Here is a 12,113-nt window from a genome sequence, read left to right on the forward strand (position 1 = left end):
CGCGCACCATAACACGGGCCCGGGCCTCGCGGCCGGTCTCCGCGCGGCCGGTCCGGCGCCCCGGCGCTCAGGCGAACATGGCGCGAGCGACAGCGACCAGCGCCGCCGTCTCGGTGCGCAGCGTGTAGGGCCCGAGGCCGAGCGCGCGGAAGCCCGCGCCGCGCAGCAGCGCCGCCTCCTCGGGGGTAAACCCACCCTCGGGCCCGACACACACACGCACCCCCGCGACGGCCGCCGGCGCGTCGCTCGATGTCGCGCGCAATTCCTCCCACGCGAACAAGCCCGGGAGGTCGGCGCGCCGGGTGGTGGCCTCGCGGAGATCGACGGGTCCCGAGATCGCGGGCCCGCGCGGGCGGCCGCACTGCCGCTGCGCCGCTCGCAGCACGCGCGCGATCCGGTCGACGCCGGGCGCCGCGCCCTGGCTGCGGGCGCAGCGGACCAGCACGACCTCGGCGACGCCCACCTCGCACAGCCCCGGCAGCACGTCCAGCACCGTGGCCGGCTCCGGCATGCCGAGCAGGACCACGATCTCGCGCGGCGGCGGCGGCACGGTTCGTTGCTCGAGCAACTTCACGGTGGTGCCGCGCGCGTCGCCGCCGACCACCTCGGCCAGCCACAAGCCGCCGTGATCGTCGATCGCCTCGATGCGCGCGCCGTCGCCGACGCGGCGGACCCGGCGGAGGTAGTGCGACTCCGCGGCGTCGAGGCCGACGCGCGCCGGGTCGGCCGGCGCGCCGACGAACACCCGCGTGCTCATGCCGCCGCTCGCAGGACCAGCGCGCACCACTCGGCGAGGTCGCGGCGGTCGACGAGGGTCAGCCCGGCCGCGGCGTAGGCCGCGAGCACCGCGTCGGCCTCCTCGCCGAGCACGCCGCTCAGGATCACCGCGCCGCCGGAGGCGAGGCGCCGCGCGAGGTCGCCGGCGATCGGGATCAGCACGCCGGGGCGGATGTTGGCGAGGATCAGATCGAAGCTGTCCGAAAGTTCCAAGACGGTCGCGGCCCGGATCTCGAGCCGGCCCTCGAGCGCGTTGGCGGCGGCGTTCTCGGCGGTGGTGTCGGCCGCCTCGGGGTCGTTGTCGGCGGCGACCACCGCGGCCTGCGGGAACAGCCGCGCGGCCGCGAGGGCCAGGATCCCCGAGCCGCAGCCGAGGTCGAGCACGCGGTCGGGGCGCGCGCCGGCCTCGGCCAGGGCGACCAGGACCTCGAGGCACAGCCGCGTCGTCTCGTGCTGCCCGGTCCCGAAGGCACGGCCAGGGTCGAGGACCAGCTCGATCTCGGGGTCGCCGGGCCGGCGATCGATCCAGCTCGGCCGCACCAGCAGCGTCGTCGTCGCCGCCGAGAACACCAGCGGCGCGTAGAACTGCTTCCACGTGTCGCGCCAGTCGTCGTCGGTGCGCACCGCCGGGGTCAGCCGCAGCGGCAGCAGCAGCTCCGCCGCCAGCCGCTCGACCTCGGCGACGAGGCCTTCGAGGCCGTCGGGGGTGGTGTAAATGGTCAGCTCGGGGAGCTCGCACCGACTGCCGAGCGTCGAGGTGTCCCGCGTCTCGACCCCCGCGGCCCGCGGGTCCTCGGCGATCAGCGTCGCCAGCGCCTCGAGCCGCTCGGACGCCTCCGCGAGCTCGCCCGGGTCGATGCCCTCGCCGTCGTCGTCGGACCGGCCTCGGAGCTGGACCAAAAGCGTCGCCCACGGTTCGGCGGTCGTCTCTGCTGTCTCACGCATGGCGCGGCAATATAGGCGAGTTCGTCGCAATATCGACGGATCAAATTGCATGCTCAATTACAAAAACGGCAACAGTGGCCCGTGACATGCGGCCCGCGGGCCCGTGCGCACTTTTTAACTTTATTCGCCCTGAAGCCTCTGCCATACCTCGTGGCCAAGATCTGGGCGGCGCCTCCGGCGACGGCGACCCATGAGGGGTTGGCCGCGACGCATCATCCCCCGGGCGCTGCAAGAGGGAGAGGCACATGGTGGCATTTACGGGAGTCAAAGTGTTCTCGGCGACCAAGGCTTGGGAGCGCGAGCAGATCAGCGATCGCATCAACGAGTGGCTCGAGGCCAATCCCGGCGTCGAGATCGTCGACAAGGTGGTCACCCAGAGCTCCGACAGCGAGTTCCACTGCCTGACCATCACCCTGTTCTACAGCCGCCCCAGCAGCCGCTCTCAGGCCCAGGCGTCCGCCGCGCCGTGAGGCCGCCGGCCCGCGCGCGAGCAGCCTGATCGAGCCTTTCACCCCGCGAGCGCCGGCGCCTTCTGCGTCGGCTGTCGCGTTTTCTCGCCGAGCCGCGGCGTGAGCCTACGAGCGCTCCCGGCGCTCGGTGTCACTGGAACTTCGGGACAGGTCCCGATGGACATAGGACAGCGCCGCTTGTCGCGCCGCCCGGCCAGCGGGTATGGTGCGGCCGGCGATGGCACGAGGGCGGCTCAGCGTCGAGGCGTACGCGGCGGGGGTAAAAGCCGGCGATCGGGCGGTGCTGGCGCGGGCGATCACTCTGGTGGAGAGCCAGCGGGCCGACGATCAAGCGCTGGCGCGCGAGCTGGTGGCGGCGCTGCAGACCGGGGACTCGCGGGCGGGCGGGGCGCTGCGCGTGGGCATCACCGGCAGCCCCGGGGCGGGCAAGAGCACGCTGATCGAGGCGCTCGGGCTCCACCTCGTGCGGGACCTCGACCGGCGCGTCGCCGTGCTCGCGGTCGACCCGAGCTCGGTGCGCAGCGGCGGCAGCATCCTCGGCGACAAGACACGCATGCAGGAGCTGGCCCGCGAGCCCCGGGCCTTCATCCGCCCGTCGCCGTCGCTCGGCGAGCTCGGCGGGGTCGCGCGACACACCCGCGAGACCGTGCTCCTGTGCGAGGCCGCCGGCTTCGACGTGGTCCTGGTCGAGACCGTCGGCGTCGGCCAGTCCGAGGTGATGGTCGCGCAGCTGGTCGACTGCTTCCTCGTCCTCATGCTCGCGGGCGCGGGCGACGAGCTGCAGGGGATCAAGCGCGGGATCCTCGAGCTCGCGGACATCCTCGCCATCACCAAGGCCGACGGCGACAACCTCGCCGCCGCCGGGCGCGCCCGCTCGGAGTACGCCCTGGCCATGCGCCTCATCCGGCCCAAACACGCCGGCTGGTCGGTCCCCGTGGTCACCACCTCGTCGGTCACCGGCGCCGGCCTCGCTGCGCTGTGGCAGACGGTGGAGCGCCACCGCGAGGCGCTCCAGGCCGGCCCCGCGTGGCAGGCCCAGCGCGAGGCCCAGCACGTCTACTGGCTGTGGCGCGCGATCGAGGCCGAGCTGATGCGCCGCTTCGCCGCCGACCCCGAGGTGCTGGCCCGCCGGCCCGCGCTCGAGGCGGCCGTCCGCGCCGGCCGCGTGAGCCCGGACCACGCGGCGGCCGAGCTGCTGGCCGCGTTCGCGGGGCGGTAGAGCGAGGGGCATGTCCGCGAGGGGATGTCTGAACGGGCATGTCCGAATAGGCATGTTCGTACGAGCATGTTGTTTGGAGCATGTCTGAACGGTCCGGCTCTTCGGCCCGCCGGGCCGCGAGCTCCTCGCGCGGCGGAGCCCGCTGGCGCGGCTGCTTCCTGTCGTCGCATGGGTGAAGGCGAGCGCGCTGGCCAGCGAGCGAGCACGCACGAGGACGGGCAGGGGGCGCGGCGGCTTCGGTGCGGACGAGCCCGACGCGGAGCTCCGGCGCAGGGGGCCGTCAGAGCGGCGACAGGCAGGTTTCACGGCAGGGCGGGCGACCGGGGTATCATGCGCCCGTGAGCGTCGACCCGGACCGGTTGCTCGAAGTGCTTCTCCGCTACTTCCCGCTGCGTGCGGGGTCCCTCGAGCTGGGGCTCGTCTCCTCGTACGAGAAGCAGGTTTGGCGCAACGACCGCGGATACCTCCTCGTCGCGGTGCGGCTGACGATGTTCGAATCGGCCGATGCCACCGCGTCGATCGACGTCCGCGAGCAGGAGGTGTGCCTCGGCGACGATCGAGAGCACCCGCCGGAGCGCTGGCTGGCCTACGTCGAAGGCCTCCTGCGCGCCATGCCGACGATCGTCGCGCAGCTCGGCGACGTGGCCGGGCTGATGCCCTGGGACCTGTTCGCCTACGGGGCGGTGCTCGCCGACGCCGGGCTGCAGACCGCCGACGACTTCGCCGCGGCGCTGAACGATCCGGCTCGTATCGAGGCCATGAACGAGGCGGCGCGCGAGGAAGAGTGGCGCGAGCGCCTGGAGCCGCTGGGCCTCGCCGAGCATGCCGCCGCGGTGCGGGCGATGGCCCGACCGTCGTTGCGCCTGCACCTCTCTCGCAGCGAGGACGAGGTCGACGAGGACGAGGAGGACGACGAGGACGACGGCGATGAGGACGAGGTCGAGGTCGACGAGGACGAGATCGACGAGGTCGACGGGGACGACGGGGATGATGGTGACGACGGCGGCGAGGAGGCCGACGACGATGGTGACGACGGCGGCGAGGAGGCCGGCGACGATGCCTGTCCCGTCGGACAGACTCGCCTCGGTGGCGATCCCGATCTCCCGCCCGACCTCCCGTGGCCCGAGGTCGGCGGCGTCCGGCTGACCTTCGTCGCCCAGTTCGACCTCGCCGAGCTGGCGGGCCACGAGGCGGCGCGCGAGCTGCCGGCACAGGGCCTGCTGAGCTTCTTCTACGGCACCTTCCCGCCTGGCGGCGAGCGCGGAGACCCAGTCCGCGTGCTCCACTTCACCGACCTCGACGCGCTCGCCCGGCGCCCGACGCCCGCGGGCGTCGAGCGGCTGAAGGCGCACGAGATCGAGCTCGCCGACGAGCGGCAGTACCCGGCCGTCGAGAGCTACTTCTTCTACGAGGCCTTGCTGCCCGAGGCTCGCATCCTCGAGGTCCATCGCCGGCGCGCGCAGCGGCTCGGCGGCGAGCTGGTGCCGTGGGGCGAGCTCGAATGGTTCATCGCCGAGGCCAACGAGCTCGACGATCCCGCGCGCCCGATGCACCGTCTGCTCGGGCACCCTTCGTCGATCCAGGGCGACCCGTACCTCGACGTCGAGGTCGACACCCTGCCGCAGGGCTACGACGGCTGGGAGGACGGCACCCCCGAGGCGCTGGCGATCCGCCGGCGAGCGCTGGGCTGGCGGCTCCTGCTGCAGATCGACGCCACCGAGCGGGACGGGCTCCTGCTCAACCAGGACGGCGGCTTCTTCTACTTTTGGATCCCCGCCGACGCCCTGGCCGCCCACGACTGGACCCAGGCGCGCGGGTCGCTGCAGTGTCACTGAGGACATGCTCTGGAAGACATGCCCGATCGGACATGCTCGTAGGAGCATGTCCTGGAGGACACGCCCGGATCAGCCGGCCGTGCCGCGGCCGGTGAGGTCGATGCGGCGCCAGGCGCCGGTGCGGAAGCGGAGCACCATGGCCACGGCCAGGAAGACCATGTACACGACCATGCTCCACGTCGCCGCGGCCGCGCCGCCCTCCCAGGTGAACACGGTCAGCCAGGCCAGGGGCAGCCAGATCACCCAGGCGAGGGAGATCCGGAGCACCAGCGGCCAGGCGGTGTCGCCGGCGGCGCGCAGGGCCTCGTTGACGGTGATCACGGTCGCGTCGAGCAGCTGCCAGACGGCGCTGATCGCCAGCAGCTGGGCGCCGAGGACCACGACGTCGCCCGACGACGCGACCTCGTCGCGGGCGAAGATCGTCATGAGCGGGACCGGGATGGCGAAGTAGAGCAGGCCGACCACGCCCTGCCAGGCGGCGGCGACGGCGAAGGTGCGCAGGACGATCCGCGGCACGTAGTCGTGGCGGCCCGCGCCGATCGCCTGGCCGACCAGCACCGCGCCGGCCGAGCCGAGGCCGAACGCCGGCATGAACGAGACCGAGTTCACCGCCACCACCGCCATCAGCGCGGCGACGGCGACGGTCCCGAGCTCGGCGACCACCAGGTTGATGAAGATCAGGAAGGCCGCGAACTCGAGGAACCAGTTCATGCCGTTCGGCAGGCCGAACCGCATCATCCGCGAGAACTCGCGCGCGTTCAGGCGCCCGTCCGAGGTGTCCGGAAGGACAGGCACCGGGTGCTCGACGTGGCCGAGGTTGGCCGGGTCGATCGCCTGCTGGTCGCGCGCGCGCCAGAAGGCGTGGCAGCAGACGGCGAAGCCGGCCACGCTGGCGAACACGCTGGCCCAGGCGGCGCCCTGGACGCCGAGCGCGGGGGCGCCGAGGTTGCCGTAGATCAGGACCCAGTTGAGGGCGATGTTGACGACCATCGCCACCAGGCTGGCGCGCATCGACACGCGGGTGTCGCCCAGACCGGCGAACCAGTTGCCGAGCGCCTCGGTGCCGACGACCACGCCGGTGCTGAGCATGCGGATCGCCATGTACTCGGCCATCACCTCGCGCACCGCCGGCGCGTGGCCGGTGAGCGAGAGGAGCGGCTCGATCGTCGGGATGGCGACGATGGTCGCGACCATCGCCAGGCCGGCCAGCCACAGGCCGTACCAGGCGTAGCGGCGCGCGCTGGCGAGGTCGCCCTGACCGGCGAGCTGGGCCGCGTAGCTCTGGACGATGAACGTGATGCCCATCGGCAGCACGAGGATCCCGAGCGAGTTCATGGCCCCGGTGGTCGCGGCCGCGAGGGCGTCGTCGCCGAGCGGGGCGACCATCGCCGCGTCGCTGAAGCTGATCACCGACTGCGCCGAGCGTGCGAGCACGATCGGCCACGCGAGGGTGATGAGCGCGCGGAGTCCGGGGACCGACGACATGGGCGCGGGAGGATACTCGCTCGCGCCCGCGACGTCTCGCGCGTCAGGTCGCGCGCGCGAACAGTGCAGTCGACGGATCGACGAGGCTGTCGACGCTCACGCGCCCGTTGGTGGCGAGGTGACGCAAAACCTGCCACACCGCGACGGGGTCGGCGCCGAGCGCCTCGGCGAGCTCGCGCGCGGTCTTGCCTCCAGGTCCGGCGGGCATCGCGGCGAGCACCGCGGCCTGCAGCGCAAGCACGCCCTTCGCCGCCTGCTTGCCGGCCTCGACGCCGGGCTGGTGGTACGCGTTGACGTCGATGAGCTCGGCGTAGATCCCGACCGCGCGCTCGAACAGCGCGATCAGGGCGCCGACGGCCGCCGCGTCGACGTGGCGCAACACCAGCGTGACGCTGGCCCGACCGCGCTCGGCGAGGGCGGCGCGGGTGCCCTGGTAGAAGCCGTCGAGGCAGTCGCCCGAGCTCACCTGCGGCTCGACCTCGACCATGCCCGGGCCGGTGACGTGACCGTCGAGGTCGCGGAGCACCCGCACGAACACGGCGAAGAAGTTGTGCAGGCCGTCGCGCAGCTGCTGCACGTAGGCGTGCTGGTCGGTCGAGCCCTTGTTGCCGTAGACCGCGAGCCCCTGCCACACCTCGCGCCCCTGGCGGTCGAGCCGCTTGCCGAGCGACTCCATCACGAGCTGCTGCAGGTAGCGCGACATCAACGACAGGCGATCCTTGTAGGGCAGGATGACCATGTCCCGAAGGCCATGTCCGGAGCCCTGCTGGTACCACAGCCAGGCGAGCAGGGCGGCGGGGTTGCGCCGCGCCGGCCGCACGCGGCCCCACTGATCCATCGCCGCGGCGCCGCGCAAGAGGCCGCGCCAGTCGTGACCGAGCAGCGCGGCCGGCAACAGGCCGACCGGCGAGAGCACGCTGGTGCGCCCGCCGACCCAGTCCCACATCGGGAAGCGCGCGAGCCAGCCCTCCCGCTCCGCCAGCTGGTCGAGGGCGCTGCCCTCGCAGGTGATGGCGATCGCCCGCCTGGGGAACTCGAGGGCCTGCCGGGCACAGGCGGCCCGCAGCTCGAGCATGCCGTTGCGCGTCTCGACTGTGGAGCCGGACTTGGAGACGACGAGGATGAGGGTCTGCGCGAGGGTACCTGTCTCTGCGAGCAGGTCGGCGATGCCGGCGGGATCGGTGTTGTCGAGCACGCGCAGGCTGAAGCCGGGCCCGCTGTCGCGCGCGGTCAAGGCGGCCTCGAGCAGCTGCGGGCCGAGAGCGCTGCCGCCGATCCCGACGAGGATCGCGCCGGTGAAGGGCCGCCCGTCGTCGGCGAGGATCTGCCCGTCGCGCACGCCGGCGGCGAAGGCCTCGATCTGCCGCCAGCTGGCGTGGATCGCCGCGGCGATGGCGGGATCGGGGGCACGTTCCGGGTCGCGCAACCAGTAGTGCCCGACCATCCGCCCCTCGTCGACGTTGGCGACGGCGCCGCCCTCGATCCGGTGGAGGGCGTCGAGAGCGGCCTCCAGCCGCGGGGCGTTGGCGGTCAGGGAGGGCTCGTCGAGCTGGGCGTCGGCGAAGTCGAGCTCGATGTCGAGTTCGGCACGGTAAAGGCGCCAGGTGAGATAGTGGTCGAGTGCGTCGGCCATGTCGGCGCGCTTTATAGCAGCGTCGGCGCTCGCGGGGAGGCTGGGGCTTCTTGGCCTCGGGCGGGCGGCTGTTGGCGCGGATGCGTGGTGGGCGGTTGAGGCCGCTCTGGGAGAGCGGGGGTTCGGTTCCTCGCGGGGGTTCTCGGACGGGGGTTCGCGAACTGCCGAGGCCGCCTCGCGGGCGGTCGGGGACGCGGGTCGGCGCCCAGTCCTCGCGGATGCACCCTCCTTCGTCGGGCACATCTCGCTGCGGATGGGCGCCGACCCGCGTCCCCGACCGCTGCACGGCCAGCCTCGTGGGTGGCCCGAAGCGCCGGTCGTGGGCTTCGCCGGGAGCTTTTTCGTTGCGCAGGCCCTTTCCGCGCGATGGCCGGCCGGAGCCGGCCGGCCATCGCACGGACCTCTCGACGTCCTATCCGGCGCTCGCCGGTGACGCGGCGATGGGCGGCACGGCGAGCGGTCAGGGGCGGCGCGGCCGCTGAGTGAGGGATGGGCGAGGGCGGGGGGCGAGCTCGGCGGAACGTATGGACATGTCCTCTACGTCATGTCGCTATGGGAATGGCGAAAAGGACATGTCGAATCGGACATGTCTTTAGCATCATGGTGCCGATCGGTTGGCCTGCGCTCGTCTCGGGTCTTGACCGGCAAGAAGCGGGGAGCGTCGCCCGCGAGGCGGGGCCGGCGGGGGCGCGTGGTTCAGCCGGGATCGAGGCCGACGCGCTTCACGATCGCGGTCATCGCGGGGCGGGCGGCGGCGAGGTCGTCGCGGGTCTTGATCGGCAAGAAGCGGGAGCGGTCGACTCGCAGGCAGGTGGTGCGCGCGAACTCGGTGATCTGGCCGATGAGCTGCTCGAACTGAATGACGGCGATGTCCTCGCGGCCAGGCCACTCGACGGCCCGCTCGACCGGGAACCAGGTGAGCGGGTAGGGGCGCTCGAGGGCGGCGAGGGAGATCCACAGGGTGTTGGTGTTGAAGTGCGGGTACTGGGCGAGGGAGGTGCCGGGGGGCAAGCGGAAGGACTCGATGATGGTGGCGCGGCCGTCGAGATCGGCGACACAACCACCGGCGTCCTCGGGGGCGCGCGCGACGACCTCGACGCTGAGCTCGGCGCCGCCGTCGACGGCCTCGAGGTGGGCGCCGAGGACGGTGGGATCGAGGGAGGCGCCGAGGTTGTCGACGTTGGAGACGAGGACGTGCTCGACGCCGCGGGCTCGCAGCTCGCCGACGACGCCGCTGTCGCGGACGCGGCGGAGGGTGTCGCCGTGGCCCGGCGCGGCGTAGACGGTGGTGTCGGGCAAGGCGTCGGCGCCAGGCAGGCTCAGCAGCGGGGTGCCGTCGGGCAGGACGCGCGGGAGCAAGGACTGGACGAACTCGTGGCGGTCGCTCGCCGGGATGCCGGACCAACCGATGGTGGCGAGGTGATCGCCGGAGGCGGCCCGGGTGGCGAAGCTGTGCATGACGACGGCAGGAGCGCCAGCCGCCCGGACGCCGGCGAGCTTGACGGCCAGGAACGAAAGGTCAGGTCGATCGGGGAGGACCGGGACGACGCCCTTGACGACGCCGCCGAACCGCGTGGCCATGCCGCCGTTCAAGACCAAGGCGGCGACCTTGCGCGCAGCGAGGGCCGCCTCGCCGCGGGCGCGCCAGCCAGGCCGCGCGTCGGGCCGGTCGAGGTCGAGGAGGGCGTCGTCGGCGAGCGGCCGCGGAGGCGCAGGCAGCCGGGCCCGCGTGGGGCTCAGCTCGCCGCGAGCGAGGGCGCTGCGCAGCTCGTCGAAGAGGGCGGCGTCGAAGGCGATGTCGGCGACCGAGGGGCGGAGCATGTCGCGCTGGTCTTACTTCACGTTGGCCGCGCGGTCGAATCCGGCGGCGCGCGGCCGCCCCGAAAGCGCCCGCGCGTGACGATCGCGCGGCGGCCTCGCGACACGCCGCCGGACCACGACGTTCACTGCGGAATCGCCGCAAGCCCGCGACCTCCGGGGTCCCAGGAGGGGCAGGACGGATCTTGGCCGTGAACGCGAAGGGCGATCCGAGGTTCGAGCGGCTGTCGTCGTCGTCGCCGACGATGTCGTTCGGGAAATCGTGCGGATGATGTGAGCCGAGGACGGCGGCGCCGTCGTGCATCGCCGCGGCGGGGATTCGGCAAGTTCGAGCGGCGATCGTGGTCGCAGGGATGTCGCTCTGCAAAAAACCATGCGGCGACGCAGGAAGCGATGAGCCCGAGGACGCGGTGCCGTCATGCGTCGCCGCCGTGCGACGATTCGGCGAGTTCGAGGTCGCGGTCGCTGAGAGGTGGTCGCGCGAGCCTCGCCAGCGTCACAGGCGGCCGACGGAGCGGGCCCACGCGACGGTGTGCTCGAGCCCGCGAGCGAGCGGCCACTGCGGCGCGTACTCGAGCTCGCGGACGGCCCGGCTGTCGTCGCACCACCAGCCCGGGGCCATGCTGCCGCGGGCCTTGTCGAGCGTCAGCGCCGGGGCCTTGCCGCGCAGGCGGCCGATCGCGTGGTTGATGCCGGCGACGGCCCACACGGCGGCCTGCGGCATCGGCAGCGCGAGCGCGCGGCGGCCGAGCGCGGCGGCGGCGGCCCGGCCGAACTCGACGACGGTGCTGCGCTGGCCGTCGGTCAAGTAGTAGATGCCGGCGCCGGCCGGGTGCGACGCGTCCTCGGGGACATGGTCGAAGGGACAGCCTTGATCGGCGAGCACGTGCTCGCCGTCGCGGGGGATCGGTCGGCCGCGGGCGCCGGCGCGGGCGATGCCGTCGACGAGGTCGAGCGCGTGGATGAAGGACATCCAGGTCGAGCGGAGCCCGGGCTGGGCGATCACCCCGAACTTGGCCGAGCGGATCATCTGCAGCATGTCGAGGTCGCGCGGGCCGTAGACCGCGGGTGGACGCACGATCACGGCCTCGACCTCGCCGGCCCGCGCGGCCGCGAAGATCAGCCGCTCGCCGTCGAGCTTGCTGTCGCCGTAGAGCGTGTAGCCGACCCGCGGGGCGTGGTGCTCGCGGCGCGCGACCTCGGGGTGCGAGGGGCCGGCGGCCATCAGCGACGACACGTACACGAGCCGCCGCGGCCGTCGCGGGGCCTTGCGCAGCGCGGCCAGCACGTTGGCCACGCCGGCGGCGTTGGCCCGCGCGAACTCCTCGCGGGTGAACGCCGCGGTCAGGCCGGCCACGTGGTAGACGACCTCGGCGCCGTCGAAGGCCACGGCCATCGCGTCGACGTCCGACAGCGCCGCGCGCACGAGCTCGGGCTGCGCGTCGGTCCGCGCGAACGCGTCGGCGAGGTTGTCGAGGTTGGCGCTGGCGCGGACCATCGCCCGCACTGCGTCGCCGCCCGCGAGCAAGCGGTCGACGAGGTGACTGCCGATGAACCCGTTCGCGCCAGTGACGACGACCTTCGTGCCCACGATGCGGGGGATTACCCACCGCGAAGCGTGGACGTCAAGGCTGTGACATCAGACCCGAGAGCTTCGCCACGCGTCGCTTCGATCGCGGTCTTCTGTCCGCAGCATGCGTGACATTCAGCCAGTGTGCGACGCATTTCGCAGTCCACACGCGAGCGTGTGCCCTACCTGGCCGTCGAGTTCGCTGGCAGGGCGTGGAGATTGTTGCACTCGAGATTAACTACCAGCGGCGGCTTCCGCCGCATGCTGCCGCAGCGGGGCGCATCATTTTATGCATCGGTTTAAATTGTTCGGCGATAAGGCCAGCGCGTCGCAATCTGCAACACACGCAGCGAAGCGACAG

9 protein-coding genes are annotated in these 12,113 nt (G+C 72.7%); 3 read left to right on the forward strand and 6 right to left on the reverse strand.

Annotation, left to right across the window (positions count from 1 at the left end; all coding sequences use genetic code 11):
- Positions 1 to 67: 67 nt before the first annotated feature.
- Together O0S08_RS18770 and O0S08_RS18775 are read right to left on the reverse strand one after the other, a co-directional pair.
- Positions 68 to 757 carry an RsmE family RNA methyltransferase gene (locus O0S08_RS18770; RefSeq protein WP_269040555.1) on the reverse strand — a complete coding sequence of 230 codons (690 nt, stop codon included), beginning with the start codon at positions 755 to 757 and terminating at the stop codon, positions 68 to 70.
- On the reverse strand, positions 754 to 1,722 hold the full coding sequence (locus tag O0S08_RS18775) for a 50S ribosomal protein L11 methyltransferase (protein WP_269040556.1): 969 nt from the start codon (positions 1,720 to 1,722) through the stop codon (positions 754 to 756). Before O0S08_RS18775 ends, O0S08_RS18770 begins: the two co-directional genes overlap by 4 nt.
- Positions 1,723 to 1,967: 245 nt before the next feature.
- Here O0S08_RS18775 and O0S08_RS18780 point away from each other — a divergent pair, with 245 nt between their 5' ends.
- From O0S08_RS18780 to O0S08_RS18790, 3 genes are all read left to right on the forward strand, one after another.
- Positions 1,968 to 2,192, forward strand: coding sequence for a hypothetical protein (locus tag O0S08_RS18780; protein ID WP_269040557.1), 225 nt, complete (start codon positions 1,968 to 1,970; stop codon positions 2,190 to 2,192).
- A 217-nt stretch (positions 2,193 to 2,409) separates the two neighbouring features.
- Positions 2,410 to 3,411: a methylmalonyl Co-A mutase-associated GTPase MeaB gene (gene meaB / locus O0S08_RS18785; RefSeq protein WP_269040558.1), complete on the forward strand. Its 1,002-nt coding sequence runs from the start codon at positions 2,410 to 2,412 to the stop codon at positions 3,409 to 3,411.
- A 338-nt stretch (positions 3,412 to 3,749) separates the two neighbouring features.
- On the forward strand, positions 3,750 to 5,246 hold the full coding sequence (locus O0S08_RS18790) for a DUF1963 domain-containing protein (protein ID WP_269040559.1): 1,497 nt from the start codon (positions 3,750 to 3,752) through the stop codon (positions 5,244 to 5,246).
- 69 nt (positions 5,247 to 5,315) lie between these two features.
- Here the strand turns inward: O0S08_RS18790 and O0S08_RS18795 are convergent, their stop codons facing one another.
- From O0S08_RS18795 to O0S08_RS18810, 4 genes are all read right to left on the reverse strand, one after another.
- Positions 5,316 to 6,731 (reverse strand): MATE family efflux transporter, encoded by a 1,416-nt coding sequence (locus O0S08_RS18795; RefSeq protein WP_269040560.1) that lies wholly within the window; start codon positions 6,729 to 6,731, stop codon positions 5,316 to 5,318.
- Between the two features lie 43 nt (positions 6,732 to 6,774).
- Complete coding sequence (locus O0S08_RS18800; protein WP_269040561.1) at positions 6,775 to 8,364, reverse strand: glucose-6-phosphate isomerase; 1,590 nt, start codon at positions 8,362 to 8,364, stop codon at positions 6,775 to 6,777.
- Positions 8,365 to 9,060: 696 nt separating this feature from the next.
- Positions 9,061 to 10,185 (reverse strand): UTP--glucose-1-phosphate uridylyltransferase, encoded by a 1,125-nt coding sequence (locus O0S08_RS18805; RefSeq protein ID WP_269040562.1) that lies wholly within the window; start codon positions 10,183 to 10,185, stop codon positions 9,061 to 9,063.
- Positions 10,186 to 10,678: 493 nt separating this feature from the next.
- A complete protein-coding gene (locus O0S08_RS18810; protein WP_269040563.1) occupies positions 10,679 to 11,773 on the reverse strand; it encodes an NAD-dependent epimerase/dehydratase family protein in 1,095 nt (364 codons plus the stop codon).
- Positions 11,774 to 12,113 lie beyond the last annotated feature (340 nt).

Source organism: Nannocystis punicea (genome assembly GCF_026965555.1).
Lineage (GTDB): Bacteria > Myxococcota_A > Polyangia > Nannocystales > Nannocystaceae > Nannocystis > Nannocystis punicea.